The following is a 17,218-nucleotide window of genomic DNA, read 5'->3' as shown; positions in this document are numbered from 1 at the left end:
TAAAAGTCAATGAAGGGGCCTGCAGGGCAGGTATGCGCGATGTCGCTTCCCCGCAATCCGGAGCCGTGATCGCGCTACCAGGACGCGAGAACGGTGGATAATCTGCCGCAATCCTCGATTTCCAGCATGAACTGCTTATGGCCACGCGAACAGCTGCCTCCCGCCCCGAGATATCCAAGAAGCGCCGCCCCAACATCCTGTACGTGATGTTCGACCAGTTAGCGCCGCACTTCCTGCCGAGCTATGGGCACAAGGTCGTCAAGGCCCCAAACCTCAGCCGGCTGGCGGCGGAAGGCGTGCAGTTCGACAGTGCCTACACCAATTCGCCGCTTTGCGCGCCCGGGCGCTTTTCCATGATGGCCGGCCAGCTCTGCAGCCGGATCGGCGCATGGGATAATGCGTCGGAGTTCCCCTCCTCCGTCCCGACCTTAGCGCACTATCTGCGGCTGGCGGGCTATCGCACCTGTCTGTCCGGTAAGATGCATTTCGTTGGGCCGGATCAGCTGCATGGCTTCGAAGACCGCGTCACCACTGATATGTATCCCGGCGACTTTGGCTGGACCCCCACCTGGGAGGAACCGAAGAAGGTCCACTGGTGGTTCCACAACATGCTGAGCGTGACGGAGGCTGGCCCTTATGACCGGTCGCTCGAGATGGAGCATGACGACGAGGTCGCCTACACCTCGCAGCGCTGGCTCCACGAGCATGCGCGCGGCAGCGACGAGCGGCCTTTCATGCTCTGCGCTTCTTTCATGCAGCCGCACGACCCTTATCTGGGGCCGCGCGCCGATTACGAGAGCTATCGCGAGGATGAGATTGATCTGCCGGCCGTGCCGTACGTCCCGCCTGCGAAGCGTGAGCCGGTCGGCAAGCGCATGTACGATCTCTATGATCGCGATGAATATCGCATCACCGAGCGCCACGTGCGTGCGGCGCGGCGCGGCTACTACGCCATGATCACGTACAGCGACCGACTCCTGGGACAAGTGCTGAAAACACTCGAAGAGACCGGCCAAGCCGACAACACTATCATCATCGTGTCCGCCGATCATGGCGACATGATGGGCGAGCGCGGCTTGTGGTACAAGATGAACTTCTTTGAGCACGCGACTCGCGTGCCGATGATCATCCATGCGCCCAGAGCGCTGAAGGCCCGGCGCGTAATAGAGAACGTCTCGCTGATGGACCTGCTGCCCACTTTCTGCGACATCGCGACTGAAGGAAAGGGCGTGACTTACACTGCACCAATCGACGGCAATAGCCTTCTTGGCCTCGCAGCGGGTTTGTCAAAGGGCTGGTCCAACACCGTCTTCGGCGAATACATGGCGGAGGGAACGTGCCAGCCGGCCTTCATGATCCGACGCGACGGATGGAAATACATTTCCTGCGCTGGGGACCCGCCGCAACTGTACGACGTCGCAGCGGACCCGCACGAACTCCGCAATCTTGCGAATGATCCGAAGCACGCGAAGTTGGCCAAGGCCTTCGCGGCAGAAGCTGCGGCCAAATGGGACGGCGAGTCCATTCGCGCTCAAGTCGTGGGAAGCCAGTGCAATCGCATCCTGATCCAGGAGGCACTGCTGAAAGGCAAGATCACGCCCTGGGACTTCCAGCCGTTCCAGGATGCTTCGAAGCAGTACAATCGCAACTACGGCGCCGAGCTCTATGATACGGATCGGCGAGCCCGCATTCCGTTCCGGCCGGAACCCAAGAAAAACGGGAAGAGGGTAAAGTAGCAGATCGCTTGAGATAACTTGCCAGGTGGCAGGCTTCCACGCCAGCATGCCCCACCAAGGCAGGAGGCGCCTAGTGATTCATCTTGCGGAAAGGGTCGTGATTGTCACGGGAGGGACGCGTGGCATCGGCGCGGCCATTGCAGAACTCTGCGCGGAACTTGGAGGGAGGATCGTGCTGACGGGCCGCAATGAAGAGGCCGGCACGATGATAGAAGGCAGGATACGGGCGAAGGGATGGGCGGCTCGTTTCGTCCAGGGAGATGTGACGGCTCCGGGCTTTGCCGCCCACTTGGTGGACGACGTGCTGAGCCACGAAGGCCGGATTGATGTGCTGGTCAATAATGCGGGAATCCTGTCGCGGACCAGCGTCGCGGACTGCATGGATGCCGAGTGGGACTCAGTAAACGCGACGAACGTCACGGCAGTGTTTCAGCTGTGCCGCGCGATCGTGCCGACAATGCGCCGCCAACTCGCGGAAGATGGACGAGCCGGCGCCATCGTCAATATCGCATCGGATTGGGCACTCGTTGGAGCACGCAATGCCGCCGCCTACGGCGCCAGCAAGGGTGCGATTGCGCAGTTGACACGGTCGATGGCGATCGATCATGCGAAGGATGGAATTCGGGTCAACGCCGTCTGCCCCGGCGACACCGAGACGGACATGCTCTTGTCTGAACGCGGTGAGGAAGGGCGCGAGAGCATTTTGAACCGGCTTGGGAAGACGATCCCGCTCGGGCACGTGGGACGGCCGATCGATGTCGCCGCTGCGGTCGCGTTTCTGGCTTCGGATGCGGCGAGTTACATCACGGGTGTCCTGCTGCCGGTCGACGGCGGCAACACGAGCTGGTAGTTGCGCGAAATGCTCACGTTGCGGCCACTCTAGTAATGCGTAACGATTCGCATCGCATGACTCAGGGTTTTCCTGCTCTCAATAACGAAGATACCTCGGCCGCGCTGCTCGGCCTCCTATCCGGAAGCTTCTCAGTTTGACGGCTCTCGGTGCAAGTGCACGCGTCGGCGCCACCGCCGTGATCGCCACAGGTGAGGCGCATCCTGGATATGGGTGGGGTTTCAAGATTGCTCGAGTGGACCGGGACTTGGTGGGGCGCTGCCGCGCTGACTGAGACTTGCGTGATCATGATCGAAGCCGTGTTTTGCGCGGCCGTTGGGGCTGGTCTTCGGGTTGTCGGTAGCAGTCAATCTTGCTGGGTTCGGCGCCGTACCTCTCCACACCTTGGCTGCCGAGACCAAGCTGATGATCAGAGGCCGATCACTCCGGCAGCGGAATGAACTCCGTTTCGCCGGGAACGGCGGGAAACCGACCCAGCTTCCAATCCTGTTTGGCTTGCTCGATCCGTTCCTTTGAGCTGGAAACGAAGTTCCACCAGATATGTCGCGGCCCATCCATCGGCTCGCCACCCAGCACGATCAAGCGCGCATCGGATAGCGCCCTCACGACGCCGATAGAGCCGGACGGCAAGACCAAGAGCTGACCTTGGCCACAACGAATGCCAGCCAGCTCGATCTGCCCGCCCACCACGTAGAGCGCCCGTTCCGCATAGCTGGTGGGCGGCTCGAAGCTCGCCTCGGGCACCATCGCTACATCCATGCAAATCATCGGATGCGGTGCACTCAGTGGCGAGCGCGCACCGAAGGCTTCGCCGGCGATGAGGCGTGCCGAGACTCTTCCGTCTTCAATCACCGGCAAGTCGCCGGAGTCCAGATGAAGAAACGTCGCCGCCATCTCTTCACGGGATTTCGGCAGGGCGACCCAGAATTGAATGCCGGCCAGCATGTCATCGCCTGCGTCTGCCGGCGTCCGTTCCGAATGGGCAATCCCGCCGCCGGCCGTCATCCAGTTGACGGCGCCCGGGCGAATCATCTGGACGGTTCCCAGAGAATCCCGATGCAGGATTTTCCCCTCCAGCAGATAGGTCATCGTGCTGAGACCGATGTGCGGATGAGGCCTCACGTTCAGCCGCTGCCCCGCTGCCAATTGCGTTGGTCCCATCTGGTCGAGAAAGATGAAAGGGCCGATCATCCGCCGTTCGATCGCGGGTAGCGCGCGGCGCACCGGAAAACCGCCGATATCCCTGATCTTGGCGTTGATGACGAGAACGGGTTCCATGTTTCCGGTATGGCCGCGTCGCGCTCCATGGCGCTCCCGCCTCCTTGATATCACAGTCGATTATTGCGATAAATGTGCCTGAGAGCTATCCCGTCGCAGGAACCCGTCCCGCTATGTCGCGTCGGCACAAAATGTCGTTGACTGCGGATCTCGTTGCTCTCATCCATCGCCATGTCCTCGATCCCGGGACACCTCCGGGGTTCGAACCGCTCACCGATCAGGATCATGACCAGCGTCAAGCTGCTTTGCTGGCTTCGCACCCCAAAGGCGAGGACTTATGGCTGTTCGCCTATGGCTCCTTGATCTGGAAGCCAGCCTGCGAGGTGGATGGCCAGCGGCATGCGCTGCTGCGTGGCTGGCACCGGAAGTTCTGTCTGAAGCTGGTCCGGTATCGCGGTTCCGCCGAGTGCCCCGGCTTGATGATGGCACTCGACATCGGTGGCTCGTGCCGGGGTGTGGCGCAGCGCATCCCCGCACAGCGTGTCGAGGAATGCCTGGGCCAACTCCTCCGTCGCGAAACCAGCGTCAAACCTGCCAGCAATGTACCGCGCTGGGTGACCGTTGAGACGGACAAGGGAAAGCAGCGCGCCCTCGCCTTTGCGATCAACCGCAAAGGACCGACCTATTGCGGTCCGCATACGTTGGAACAAACAGCCGACATCCTGGCCCGGGCCTGCGGACACTGGGGATCAGGTGCGGAGTACCTGATGCACACGGTCGCGCATCTCGAAGATCTCGGAATCCACGACCGCTATCTCTGGAAGTTGCAGGAACTGGTCGCTGAGCGGATCAAGGCGGCGGCAATGGGCAGAGAGATGCCCATTGCCGCTAGCTAGGCCTACCTTATTCGGCGCTTCGCGGCGGCGCCGGGGTCGAATGCCCGGGCCGGTGGCCGCGCAGCCAGATCGCGATGTGGCGCACAACGACATAGAACACTGGCGTGAAGATCAGGCCGAAGAACGTTACGCCGATCATGCCCGCGAACACCGCCGTGCCCATCGCAATGCGCATCTCGGCACCCGCACCACTGGCGATCACCAGCGGTACGACACCCAGGATGAACGCGAAGGAGGTCATCAGGATCGGCCGGAGACGCGTACCGGCCGCGCGGACCGCAGCTTCGGTCGGGTTCTTACCCTCCTCCTCCGCCTGCCGAGCAAACTCGACGATCAGAATTGCGTTCTTGGCAGCAAGGCCGACAAGCACGACAAACCCGACCTGCGACAACACATTCACGTCCAGCCCGCGCATAAGCAGCCCGGTCACGGCTGCCAGCAGGCACATTGGCACGATCAGAATGACGGATAGCGGGAGAGCCCAGCTCTCGTATTGCGCCGCCAGCACCAAGAAGACGAAGAGCACCGCAGCACCGAACACGAAAAGACCAGTGTTGCCGGCGAGCTTCTGCTGGTAGGCGAGCTCGGTCCATTCGTACCCGAATCCTTCCGTCAGATTCTGGCTGGCGACACTCTCCATCGCCTCCAGTGCGGTGCCGGTAGAAGTTCCGGGCGCCACATTGCCTTGCACTTCCGCAGCCGGGAACAGGTTGTAGCGTGCGACGCGGTATGGGCCGGCGATGTCCTTGATCTTCGCCACGGATCCGATCGGCACCATCTCTCCGAGGTCATTACGCGTCTTGAAGTTCGCGATGCTGGCGGGGCTCTGCCGGAACTCACCCATCGCCTGCGCCGTCACCCGGAACGTCCGGTTGAGGAAGTTGAAGTCATTGATGAAGGTCGAGCCTAGATAGACCTCCAGTGTCTGAAACACGCGTTCCGCCGGCACATGGAACATCTGCGCCCGCACTCGATCGATTTCCGCGAACAACTTCGGAGTTTTGGTATTGAACAGGGTGAAGACGCCCGCCAGACCTGCAGTCTGATTGCCCGCCATCATGACCTGCGTCGCTGCTTCCTCAAGGGCCTTGAGGCCTTGGCCGCCACGGTCCTGGATCATCATCTTGAAGCCACCTGCATTGCCGATGCCACGCACCGGCGGCGGCGGAACGGTGATGATGAAGCCTTCCTCGATTGCACCCAAACGTTGGGTCATGTCGCCCAGGATCCGTCCAGCGCTCAAGCCTTTCGCAACACGCTCCTCATAGGGCGCGAGCACAGAGAAGATCGCGGCGGCATTCGAGGCGTTGGTAAAGGTCGCACCATCGAGACCCGTAAAGCCCGCCGTGTCAATGATGCCAGGCGTCTCCAGCATGATCTTGGTCGCCTGTTTGACGACCGCGTCGGTGCGAGCCAGGGACGATCCCGGCGGAAGCTGGACGATCGTGATGAGATAACCTTCGTCCTGCGTTGGAATGAAGCCAGTCGGGGCGCGATTGAATTGCCATGCCGTCAACCCGATCAGCCCTGCATAAACCAGCAGTACGATTGGCCCGATCGCGATCAGCCGCCGGGCCAACTCGGCATAGCCGCGGGCGATTGCATCAAACCCCCGATTGAATCCGCGGAAGAAGCCCGCAATCGGATGGAAGCCATGCCTGTGTTCGCCTTCGTGCTGCCGATGCGGCTTGAACAGGATACCGCTCAGAGCGGGGCTGAGGGTCAGCGATACGACGAGCGAGATGATGGTCGAGGTCGCGATCGTCACCGCGAACTGGCGGAAGAACTGGCCCGAAATTCCGGTAACAAATGCCGCGGGAATAAACACGGCTGTCAAGACCAAGGCGATTGCGACCAGCGCACCACCGACTTCATCAACGGTCCGGCGCGCTGCTTCCTTAGGCGACATACCAAGTCGCAGATTGCGCTCCACATTTTCGACAACGACGATAGCATCATCGACGACGATGCCGATGGCCAGCACCAGCCCAAATAGAGTCAGTGTATTGATCGAGTATCCGAGTGCCGCCATGACGGCAAAGCTGCCGACCAGCGATACCGGGATGGCAATAATCGGAATGATGGAAGCCCGCCAGGTCTGCAGGAAGAAGATGACCACAACGACCACGAGGGCGATCGCTTCGAAGATGGTTGTGATGACCTCGTCGATCGACTTAGCGATGAAATCCGTCGGATTGTAGATGACGTCATAGGTCAGGCCCGGCGGAAACCGCTCCTTCATCCCCTCTAGTGTCTCGAGAACGGCATCGGCCGTCTCAAGTGCGTTGCCGCCTGGGCGCTGGAAAACACCGATCGCGACGGCATCCTTCTGGCCAAGATACGCGTTGAGGCCGTAATCCTGTGCACCCAGCTCTACAGTTCCAACATCGCGCAGGCGCGTTATCTCACCGTTCTGGCCGGCCTTGACAACGATGTTCTGGAATTGCCGAGGTTCCACGAGGCGCCCCAGTGTCTCAATATTCATCTGGAAGGCACCGGGATCCGGTACTGGCGGTTGATTGAGCACGCCAGATGCCACCTGGAGGTTTTGCGATCGCACGGCATCGGCGACCTCCGGGCCGGTCAGATTGCGAGCAGCGATCTTGTCAGGATCAAGCCAGACGCGCATGGCGTATTCGCGCGCGCCAAATACTTGTACGTCACCCACACCCTCGATACGCTTCAGCACATCGACTAACTGCAGGGTCGCATAATTGGAAATGTAGAGCTGGTCGCGCGTGTCATCAGGAGAATAGACATGCACGACCATCAGAAAGTCGGGCGAGTTCTTGCGCGTCGTGACGCCGAGACGGCGAACCTCTTCCGGCAGCCGCGGTTCCGCGGCCGAGACGCGGTTCTGCACCAACACTTGCGCCTCGTCAGGGTCGGTACCGAGCTTGAAGGTGACGGTAATGGTCAGCTTTCCATCGCTCGTCGCCTGCGACAGCATGTAGAGCATGTCATCGACGCCGTTGATCTCCTGCTCCAGCGGCGTCGAGACCGTGTTGCTGATGACCTCCGCCGACGCGCCGGGGTATTGCGCGCTGACCACGACGTTGGGTGGCGCGATTTCCGGATATTGGGCGACGGGCAAGGCGAAATAGGCAATGCCGCCGATCAGCGTAATGAAGATCGAGATGACGCCGGCAAAGATCGGCCGGTCAACAAAGAAGCGCGCAAAATTCATGGCTGCCTACTCGGTTGCCGCCGCTTGCGGGCCGGGTTCAATCGTGCCCATCTGGGCCGTCACCTTGGACCCGGGCCGGGCACGCAATAGACCGTTGATGACCACTCTGTCACTGGGCTCCAGGCCCTCGCGGATGATCCGCATGTCGTCGTAATGTGGCCCAACGCGTAGGATCTTGACGCCCACGGTACCGTCCTCCGCCACGACCAAGGCAATCTTCTGCGACTGATCAGTGACGATGGCTGATTCCGGCAACAGAATGGCCTTGTAAGGCTCTGAGCCAGGAACCCTGATGTGCCCGAATTGGCCGGGTATGAACACCCCCTTCGAGTTCGGGAAAGTGGCGCGAGCCTTGATCGTTCCGGACGTTGCGTCAACCCGGTTGTCAACAAAGCCCAAAACGCCCTTGTGTCTCCAGGCGTCCTCATCGGGCAGCTTGGCAAAGACTTCAATGTTGCCCTTGCGCATCGACGGCATTACGCCGCGCTCAGTCGCACGTTGATAGGCGAGATAGTTTGCTTCGCTCACATCGAACTCGAAATAGATCGGATCCAGTGAGACGATGGTCGTGAGCAAGGTCGTGTTACCGGAATAGCCACCTGTAATCAGGTTGCCCGCGCTGACCTCGTGCCGACTAATCCGGCCTGTAACGGGCGCGCGAATTTCGGTATACCCCAGGTCCAGCTCCGCCTGCTCCAGCTCCGCCTGCGCAGCTGCTACGGCAGCCTTACCGGCACTCACCGCTTCCACGCGATCGTCGTAATCCGCCTCGCCGACGATGTTGCCTTCACGCATCTTCTCGTAGCGCTTGAGATTACGCTGGGCGAGGCTGAGCTGAGCGGTCGCCTCGGCCAATTGCGCGCGCGCTGCATCGAGCGCGATTTCGAATGGGCGCTTCTCGATCGTGAACAGCAGATCGCCCTGCCGCACGATCTGGCCATCCGTGAAATGAATCTGCTCCAGATAGCCGCTGACCCGTGCCCGCACATCGATGGCATCGACCGCGCGAAATTGCCCTGGGTACTCGTCCCATTCGACGATCTCTTTATGTATGGGATTGGCAACCGTGACCGGTGGCGCCGGTGGAGCACCGGCCCCTTGGCTCGGCTGCGCTTGCCTTGCCGCGTCGCCTTCGCCGCCGGTTGCTCCGCTTTGTTGTCCTTGCCACCAGATGCCGGCTGCCACGCCGGCTGCAAGTAAGAGTACTAGAGCCCAAATCGCGCCACGGCGTTTAGTGCGCGCCGTCAGTCGAGACTGTGAAGAATCCGAATTGGTCATGTGATCTATCCCAAAGCAGACGACTTATCCGACCCCTGACCATCGGAAGGCGCGGATCGTATCGACTAGATCAATCCCTGTCGACCCGACTGCCCCACATGGCTGACCATACAGCCATACGCTCAACGCATTCCAACAATGTTCGGGCGGGAGACCTTATTAAATTTGTGGTCGACGCAACCGCTTCGGTTCCCCACAGGTAACTGTCCCCCGATTGCGACCGCTCCCTGCCGCAGATAAGCTGCTGCCGCTCTTAGTCAAGGGCCGCCAGCTAATCAAGAGGGCTCCGTGGACAAACTTTGTCAGGATGTTGCGCAACTGGCGCAAGAATTTCGCATGCAGCCTCATGGAAGACACAGCGCTGAGCTGCAGCGTGTGCTGAACCGTATGCGCAGCGAGCCCTTCTCGGGCCGCTATGTCTTGATTCAGGAACACAGGAACCTGCCGTATCGCCTCGCTAGGCTGGGGCCCACTCCTACCGATCCCATTGGTTACACCGGTGATACCTTCTTGACGCTCGAGGAGGCGGAGTGGGCGGTCTTCAAGCTGCGCTGGTGCAAGCTCTTTGGCACCGATCTTCCGGGCGAGTAAGGAGGCAGAGGCCTTGCTCGGCATCATGGGCTATTGGGACCGGTTTTCAGCCAGACCCGGTGAAGCACCCGAGCTGAAGGTCAGCATCGAGGACGGCAGCCCGAACTTTCGCGTCGAACTGGTCCGGCTGATCTGCGGTGACGACGGGCCAGATCGCCCAGGCTTCAAGGCTGAATCAATTACCTCGGAGGTCAACGGGGTACGCCGCGGACGCCAGCAGGCCACTCACGCGGGTTCTTATGTCCACATACCGAGCCTGCGTGCAATCCGCGGGGAGGCCGTCACTCTGGCAGCTCTTGTGATGCCGACTTGGATCGGCAAGCGAGCCAACCAGTGCATCTTCAGCCGACAACATCGATCTTCTAAGGGCGTGGCATTGATAATGGACGCTTCAGGCTGCGGGGGGCTTTGGCTTCACGATGGCAACAATCAAGTGTTCGTGACATGCAGCACCGCGATGCGTGAAGGTTCTTGGTATCTGCTAGTGGCAAGCTTCAATGCATCCAATGGCACGGCCCGGGTTCTGCAGCGGCCGATCGGTGGCCATCATCGTCTCGAACGCGACGTCAAGGAAGACCGTTCGGTAGAGTTGCAAATGCCTTCGTTACCGGCTGGCGCGGCTCTGATTGCTGCAAGGCATGATCCAGTTGATGGCATCGTGGACCATTTCGACGGCAGGATCGAGGCGCCCGCGCTTTACAGCGGCGCACTGGAGACCGATCAGTTCTCCGGCCTCGTGCACCCGTTCGACATTGATCTGCCTGCGCTCGGGGGATGGAATTTCTCGCGCCACATCGGGTCGGCCGATATTGCTGACGTTTCGGGCAATGACTCCCACGGACGCTGCATCAACCTGCCGACGCGCGCCGTCACCGGTCACGCGTGGCGCGGCCAGACGGTAGACTGGCGCGCTCGGCCTGACCTCTATGGCGCGATCCACTTTCACTGCGATGATCTGGAGGACTGTAGCTGGAACACGGATGTGGTCTGGCAGGTGCCGTCGGCTATCCGAAGTGGCATCTATGCGGCACGATTGACGACCGACCAGGGCGCCGAGGATTTCGTGCCGTTATTCATCCTGCCCCCAAAAGGAAACACCACGGCACCGCTGGCTTTTCTCGCCTCCACGTTCACGTATCTCGCTTACGCCAACAGCCATCACGGGTACGAGGACCCGCTGTCGGAGCCAGCTTACGGCGCGTTGTTGGTTCTGGATCGCACGGATCTCTTTCTGAAGGAGCGACGTGACCTCGGCGTGTCACTGTATGATCGACATCGGGACGGCAGTGGATCCTGCTACAGCTCGGCCAAGCGTCCGATCCTGAACATGCGTCCGAAGCACCGGATTTGGAACTTCAATGCCGATCTACACGTCATCGATTGGTTGGAAGAGAGCGGGATCGAGTACGACGTCATCACGGACGACGTGCTGCATGAGGAGGGTGCCGGTCTGTTGAGTGGTTATCGTTGCCTAATGGCGGGAACGCATCCCGAGTACCACACGACCCGCACACTTGATGCAGTCGAAGAATGGCTCGGCAACGGCGGCCGGCTGATCTACATGGGAGGGAATGGCTTCTACTGGAAAGTCGCGACTCACGAGAACCACCTTGGCGTCATAGAAGTACGCAGGGGAGAAGCCGGGACGCGCTGCTTCGAAATGCCGCCTGGCGAACGGCATCATCAGTTCGATGGAGAATTCGGTGGCCTTTGGCGCAGCAACGGGCGCGCCCCGCAACAGCTGGTCGGCGTGGGGTTTGTCGCCGAAGGGTTCGATTCCTGCCAGTGGTACCATCGCGAGAGCGGAAGCTTCGACCCGCGGGTCGCTTTCATCTTTGAGGGAGTCGGAAAGGATGATCGTATCGGCGCGTTCGGCATTCTCGGTGGCGCGGCAGGACTCGAGCTTGATGCCACGGATCCGACTCTCGGAACGCCCGCACACGCGCTCGTTCTGGCGCGCTCAGCCGGACACAGCAACGTATATCTTGTGACGGTCGAGGAAATGATGTCGACGCATCCATCTGCCGATGGCCTGGACAATCCACTCGTTCGCGCGGAGCTCGTCTTCTTTGAAACGCCGGCCGGCGGCGCCGTCTTTTCGACCGGATCGATCGCGTGGGCTGCCTCGCTCTGCCACAATGGCTACAGCAACAATGTCGCCCAGATCATCGGCAACGTCGTCAGACGCTTCCTGGATCCCGCTCCATTTGAATGGCCGGACAAGGCCTGACTCATCCTGTCCCCCTGGCAGCCGCCACAAGATCCAACCAGCGATCGGTCATTGTCCGGCAGAAGGTGACGCCGCTGTCGAAGTGCGTCTCGATCTCGGAAAGCACCCTCTTCTCCACGGCTTCCGCTTCATCGCCATAGTGCCGCTTCATGGCTGCCCAGCAATCCCGGGGGAAGTTGCGCGCGTCCGTCAGCGTCACTTCCGGATGGGCCTGGATTCCATAGATCGACGACCCGATCCGAAAGGCCTGGTTCTCGCAAATGTCGTTGCGCATCAGGAGCACAGCATCCTTGGGCAGGTCGAAACTATCCTCATGCATTTGCATGACGCGTTGCTCGCGCGGCGTTCCGCGAAACAGCGGATCGCGCTGCCCTGCCGGCGTCAGATAGACACTCGGGTACCCGACTTCTAGCCCACCGAACCGATAGACCTTCTCCCCAAACGCACGTGCGATGAGCTGCGCGCCAAGGCATAGCCCAAGGACCGGCATATCGGCTTGGCCGCACTCCTGGATGAGGGACAACATCGGTGCAAAGGCTGGGTAGTTTGCGTCATCGCCGGCATGCATCGGACCGCCCAGGACGATGAGCGCGTCAAATCCGTCCATCGACATCGGCACGCCGTCCCCATTGTGGGGGAACAGCGTGACGAGCTCCGCGCCGCGCTCGGCCGCGCGCTCGCCCACCAATCCGACCGGCGTCACGGGACAATGCTGCAGGACGAGCAGCCGCATGAAATCAACCTGTTCTTGGTTGGCCTACCGCCAATAGTGCGAAAGGGCCCGCACTTCAAGCGAATTTGACGCGCCTTGGCGTGTCCGCTAGCAATGGCTCAGGCGCAATGGAAGACGGCGGCCATGAACCACCTCACGCACGACCTCCCGCAACCGGCTCATGGCGAGGTGCCGGATTCGAGCTTGCCGAAGATTGCCTGTGGGAGGGGAAGCCGTCTCTTTGACGTCCATGGGAAGGACTACATAGACGGGTCGGGTGGACCGGCTGTGTTTTGCCTTGGCCACGCGCATCCCGAGGTCAACGAAGCCATCAAGCGACAACTCGATCGCGTGGCACATGGGTATCGCTATAATTTCACCAGTGATCCGCTGGAGGAACTGACGGAGATTATTGCTGGCCATTGCGGACCACACTTTCGGAGGATGATCTTCACGACTGGCGGCTCGGAGGCGGTCGAGTCAGCCCTGAAGATTGCGTTGCACTATCATAGCGTGAATGGCGAGCCGTCACGCCGGCGCTTCATAGCACGGCGGCGGTCCTGGCACGGCAACACCCTAGGAGCACTATCGGTATCGGAATTCAAGGAGCGTCGAGATCCGTTCGAGGGCTCCCTCATTCCGGTTTCGCATCTCTCGCCGGTGAATGCATATCGGCCACCGGTCGGCGTGGCGCCGGCCGACGTCGCTCAGTATTGCGCGCAGGAGCTGGAGCGAGAGATCGTCCATCTTGGCTCACGAAATATTGCGGCCTTCATTTTCGAGCCGGTGGTCGGCGCGGCAGGCGGCGTGGTGCCGGCGCCCGCGGGCTATGCGCGTCTCGTGCGCGATGTCTGCGACCGGCACGGCGTCTTGTTGATTGCCGATGAGGTGATGTGCGGTGCCGGTCGTTGCGGCACCTGGCGGGCCCTTGCGTATGACGGCGTCGAGCCGGATGTCATGGCGATTGCGAAAGGACTCGCAGGCGGCTACATCCCGCTCGGCGCCACGATCTATCATGAGAGGGTTTCTGCCGTCCTCGAGGCGAAAGCCGGCGGCCCGATGACCGGCCATACCTTCACCGGCCACACGCTCGCCTGCGCTGCGGGTGTCGCGGTCCAGCGCATCGTGGCCCGGGACCGGCTGCTGCAGCGCGTGGCAACGGACGGTCCGCAATTGATGCAACGACTGCGCGAGCGGCTGGGCGACATCGAATTTTTGGGGGAGGTGCGCGGCCGCGGCTTCTTCATAGGCCTTGAGTTCGTCGCGGATCGCGTGAGCAAGGAGCCGTTTCCGGCGAGTCTGGACTTGCATCATCGGATTCGCATGCGATCGCTTGAGAACGGCCTTATCTGCTATCCGATGGGCGGCAATATCGACGGTATCGCAGGCGATACGGTCATTCTCGCGCCACCCTACAATGTCAGCGCATCGGAACTCGATGAAATTATCGATAAGCTGGAGCGTTCAGTGCGCCAGGCGTTGAAGGATATTTCAGTGGCGTAACTTATGAACCTGCTGACTGCAGCTGATCGAGTGTCCGCAGCAGGTCCCCAAGCCTGCTCATCGGAACCCCATCGCCCTCGCCGCCACACAGGCGATTGATGAAGTCACGAACCTTCGAGTCTGGATGCCGGTTCACCGCGCCTGGGACGCCTCGGGCAGCATATGCCAGTAGTTGCCGACGCGTTGCATCGCCGCGCACGCCGTCCAATGCAGGCACACCTCGTCCTTCCCCGCGCGCCGGTGCCAGACTGCGACGGCACGCTTCCCGCCAGATTCGAGATAGGTCCACAGCCGCCGCTGGTAATCGCGCGGCCGCCACTGATTCGGCAACGTGATTTCCATCGAGCGCCCCACCTTGCATGCTTTCCTGAATCGACGGCGACTCCCGCGGCGCCGCACAGGTAGCGACTCGCGCGATGGTTGCCCCAGGCCGTCGTGCCGCCCCGCCAGGTCCCGCGATCGAAAACTCCAGCAAGCCTATCCAGCGTACTCGTATCGTCATAGTGCTGCATCTTGCTGACCTTGGCGCGATAGCTGCCCTGCGGCAATGGGTCATGGTCGCGATAGGATTGATATTCCGGACCCTGCGTTCCCTGCCTACCCCATACGGCGGGCCAACTTATGATCGGCTCATCATTCTCCTGAAGCGTCAGCTTGCTTCCATCGAACTGCAGAGCGTAGTGCGGATGCGTCCGCTCTTCATAGCGGCGCAGTCGTTCGCGGAACTCGGCATCAGCCCCCGGATCATTTGTGTTGGCCATGTCACCCTCTATGAGTTGGTGATCTGCGTACGACCTCGCGCGTTATGCTTGCTTCTGACGAGCTTTCCTTATCGGCAGTAACTGTCCGTTGCGGATAGTCCATAAAGCGATCGAACATTCTCCATGCGAGATAGGTGCAGATCGCAGCCGCAATCGCCCCAAGCACGATTTCTCGTCGCGGCAGGCCCCGCCATAGCAACACTGCGGCAGAGACAACAGCGAGAGCGTCCAAAGGCGCTCCGTCCAATACGAAAGCCGGCCAGGAGCAGTAAGCCTCGGCGATACCGCAGGCGGATTCCGACCCGGCGAGGCGTTCATATTCCTCCAGCTGGAGAACCAGTATGTCGAGCCAGCCGTACGCATTGACAGCAACGAACAGAGTCAAGAAGGCTCGAACAGTCCAGCCAACAAGGCGATTCCACTTCATCGCAGCCCGCTTCGACCTGCCCGCCACCGGAGGTAAGATCGCTACCGCCGATTGTTCCCGGATACCACTCGCGCATTCCGTTCACTGGGACATTAATTGTGGCCAATCGATGGAGAGCCGTGGCCCATTTCGTGATCATCGCCCAGCACTGCGACGATGACTGGATCATGCCGCCGGCTATAACGAACGTCAAGTGTTTCCCGCTATGCGTGTATCAAACCGTCACGGAAATCGGAAGGCCTTGCGCAACTCGGGGCGCAGCGCCCCACCCGCCGTCCCTCATGCGCGCCTGGAGAGATAGGCCTCGCACAGCTCTCGTAGCCGCGCACAGCCGAAGCTTGGATCATGGCCGGCATGGACGACGGTGACCGGCAGTTCGCGGAGCCGCTTCATCGTCGCGACATAGGCGGGGATGTCCGATCCCGGTAGTTCGTCCAGCAGCGGACCGTCATAGATCGCATCGCCCGAGAACAGGATGCCAGTCTTGAACTCCCACAGGCCGATGCTGCCCGGCGAGTGTCCTGGCAAATGCAGCACCTCGAAGTGCCGATCGCCAATGTCGATGATGTCGCCTTCCTTCACGATGCGCGTCGCCGGCGCCGGCAGCACGCGATAGGAGCCGGGATCATAGTCATCGCCCGGCACGGCGGTGAACAGTTCCGGCGGCACATCGTAGCCGGAGGCGCGAATGCTCTCGAGCAGCGCATCGTCCCTTCCGCCGCCATAGAGGGATGCGCTATGACCCAAAGCTGCCCGCTCTGACTCGGCGCTGTGGATCACGCGATCGTCGAATTCGTGGAACCCGCCGATATGGTCGTAATGGGCGTGCGTGACAACCGTCGTCAGCTTCTTCTCGAACAGATGCTGCGCCGCAGACTTCAAGCTCGCCATGCCAAGACCGGTATCGATCAGCAGATCGCGATCGCGGCCGCGGACATGCCAGATGTTGCAGCGGATCAGCGGAACGACATGCGGCTCCCAGATCAGCGTAATGTCGTCATCGACGCGGCGGAACTCGAACCACTTGTCTGCGATCTGAAAGCCCATCCCGGCCTCTCGACAGCGATTGCCTGCTGGCGAGCTTAGCCAGCTTTACGAGCCAGCACCATCCTTCGGAGGTCGCCAGTATCGGTCGAGCCCGTCGGCAAGCTTGGCGACGCAGCTTGCCCAACCAAGCCTGTGCTTTCGGGCGACGGGATAGATCGCGATGCCCAGCACCGCGACGCGCAGGACGATATCCAGCGTCGCCGGCGCATCCGCCCGCAGTCGCTCCGCCCACGGCACGAAGCGCTTGGCATGGATGAATGCCGCCCGCTCCGGCAGGGACACTTCTTGCCAGCCCTTCGGCGGATCGATCTCGCAAAGACGTGAGACGCGCGCTCGGCCGGCGCGCGTAATCGCCTCATAGACCCACCTGATCTCCCGTGCCGCCCTCACCTGATCGTCATTCAGCCTGCCCTTGCCTTGCAGCAGGTCGATGGGATCGATTGCCGCCGGCCGTGTGGCGGTCTCCGCAGCGGGACCGAGATCGTCGCCTTTGGCTTTTCCGCCGAACATGCGGATCAAGCCCGCTAGATCGCTGATGCGCCGCAGCCGCTCCGCGACCGCTTCGGTAAGTTGGCTGGCCAGCGCCCCATCGCCGCCTGTGCGCTCGGCCAGAGCCTTGCGTCCTTGCAACGCCTCGACCTCGCGCTCCAGCCTTCCCGTCTCGCTCCGCACCCGCGCGACGGCGTCAGGCTTGCGCATGCGAAGGGCGTGCCTCAGTACCGCCAGATGCGCTTGCCACAGTTCAGCCTCTCCGGCTGGCCTCGCGCGTGCCGGTGATGGCA

Annotated in this window: 13 protein-coding genes; 6 read left to right on the top strand and 7 right to left on the bottom strand. The window is 61.2% G+C overall.

The window, feature by feature from the left end; genetic code table 11:
* Positions 1 to 137 precede the first annotated feature (137 nt).
* Together betC and DTX69_RS09755 are read left to right on the top strand one after the other, a co-directional pair.
* Positions 138 to 1,736, top strand: coding sequence for a choline-sulfatase (gene betC, locus DTX69_RS09760; RefSeq protein ID WP_119301344.1), 1,599 nt, complete (start codon positions 138 to 140; stop codon positions 1,734 to 1,736).
* Between the two features lie 73 nt (positions 1,737 to 1,809).
* A complete protein-coding gene (locus DTX69_RS09755; RefSeq protein ID WP_284735662.1) occupies positions 1,810 to 2,586 on the top strand; it encodes an SDR family NAD(P)-dependent oxidoreductase in 777 nt (258 codons plus the stop codon).
* Positions 2,587 to 3,006: 420 nt separating this feature from the next.
* On the opposite strand, the gene DTX69_RS09750 is transcribed toward DTX69_RS09755, so the two are convergent.
* The gene (locus DTX69_RS09750) at positions 3,007 to 3,864 is read right to left on the bottom strand and encodes a pirin family protein (RefSeq protein WP_119301343.1); all 858 of its coding nucleotides are present in this window, start codon (positions 3,862 to 3,864) and stop codon (positions 3,007 to 3,009) included.
* A gap of 131 nt (positions 3,865 to 3,995) precedes the next feature.
* Between DTX69_RS09750 and DTX69_RS09745 the strand changes: the two genes are divergently transcribed.
* Entirely contained in the window at positions 3,996 to 4,700 is a 705-nt protein-coding gene (locus DTX69_RS09745) for a gamma-glutamylcyclotransferase (RefSeq protein WP_284735661.1), read from the top strand.
* A gap of 7 nt (positions 4,701 to 4,707) precedes the next feature.
* Here DTX69_RS09745 and DTX69_RS09740 read toward each other — a convergent pair whose 3' ends face one another.
* Together DTX69_RS09740 and DTX69_RS09735 are read right to left on the bottom strand one after the other, a co-directional pair.
* Complete coding sequence (locus DTX69_RS09740; RefSeq protein ID WP_119301341.1) at positions 4,708 to 7,887, bottom strand: efflux RND transporter permease subunit; 3,180 nt, start codon at positions 7,885 to 7,887, stop codon at positions 4,708 to 4,710.
* Positions 7,888 to 7,893: 6 nt separating this feature from the next.
* Entirely contained in the window at positions 7,894 to 9,165 is a 1,272-nt protein-coding gene (locus DTX69_RS09735) for an efflux RND transporter periplasmic adaptor subunit (protein WP_119301340.1), read from the bottom strand.
* A 288-nt stretch (positions 9,166 to 9,453) separates the two neighbouring features.
* On the opposite strand from DTX69_RS09735, the gene DTX69_RS09730 reads away from it, so the two are divergent.
* A complete protein-coding gene (locus DTX69_RS09730; RefSeq protein WP_119301339.1) occupies positions 9,454 to 9,756 on the top strand; it encodes a hypothetical protein in 303 nt (100 codons plus the stop codon).
* Positions 9,757 to 9,769: 13 nt separating this feature from the next.
* A complete protein-coding gene (locus DTX69_RS09725) occupies positions 9,770 to 11,986 on the top strand; it encodes a N,N-dimethylformamidase beta subunit family domain-containing protein (RefSeq protein ID WP_119301338.1) in 2,217 nt (738 codons plus the stop codon).
* Between the two features lies 1 nt (position 11,987).
* On the opposite strand, the gene DTX69_RS09720 is transcribed toward DTX69_RS09725, so the two are convergent.
* Complete coding sequence (locus DTX69_RS09720; RefSeq protein WP_119301337.1) at positions 11,988 to 12,719, bottom strand: type 1 glutamine amidotransferase; 732 nt, start codon at positions 12,717 to 12,719, stop codon at positions 11,988 to 11,990.
* Positions 12,720 to 12,842: 123 nt separating this feature from the next.
* Here DTX69_RS09720 and DTX69_RS09715 point away from each other — a divergent pair, with 123 nt between their 5' ends.
* Positions 12,843 to 14,201, top strand: coding sequence for an aspartate aminotransferase family protein (locus DTX69_RS09715; protein WP_162917046.1), 1,359 nt, complete (start codon positions 12,843 to 12,845; stop codon positions 14,199 to 14,201).
* Positions 14,202 to 14,333: 132 nt separating this feature from the next.
* On the opposite strand, the gene DTX69_RS09710 is transcribed toward DTX69_RS09715, so the two are convergent.
* The 3 genes from DTX69_RS09710 to DTX69_RS09695 form a co-directional block, all read right to left on the bottom strand.
* On the bottom strand, positions 14,334 to 14,543 hold the full coding sequence (locus DTX69_RS09710; RefSeq protein ID WP_119301335.1) for a hypothetical protein: 210 nt from the start codon (positions 14,541 to 14,543) through the stop codon (positions 14,334 to 14,336).
* Between the two features lie 1,125 nt (positions 14,544 to 15,668).
* Entirely contained in the window at positions 15,669 to 16,436 is a 768-nt protein-coding gene (locus tag DTX69_RS09700) for an MBL fold metallo-hydrolase (protein ID WP_119301333.1), read from the bottom strand.
* 45 nt (positions 16,437 to 16,481) lie between these two features.
* Positions 16,482 to 17,135, bottom strand: a complete 654-nt coding sequence (locus DTX69_RS09695) for a hypothetical protein (RefSeq protein ID WP_119301332.1) — start codon at positions 17,133 to 17,135, stop codon at positions 16,482 to 16,484.
* Between the last annotated feature and the right edge of the window lie 83 nt (positions 17,136 to 17,218).

It is taken from the genome of Dongia deserti (genome assembly GCF_003574735.1).
Taxonomy (GTDB): Bacteria; Pseudomonadota; Alphaproteobacteria; order Dongiales; family Dongiaceae; genus Dongia_A; species Dongia_A deserti.
This window is presented reverse-complemented; position numbering and strand designations above follow the sequence as displayed.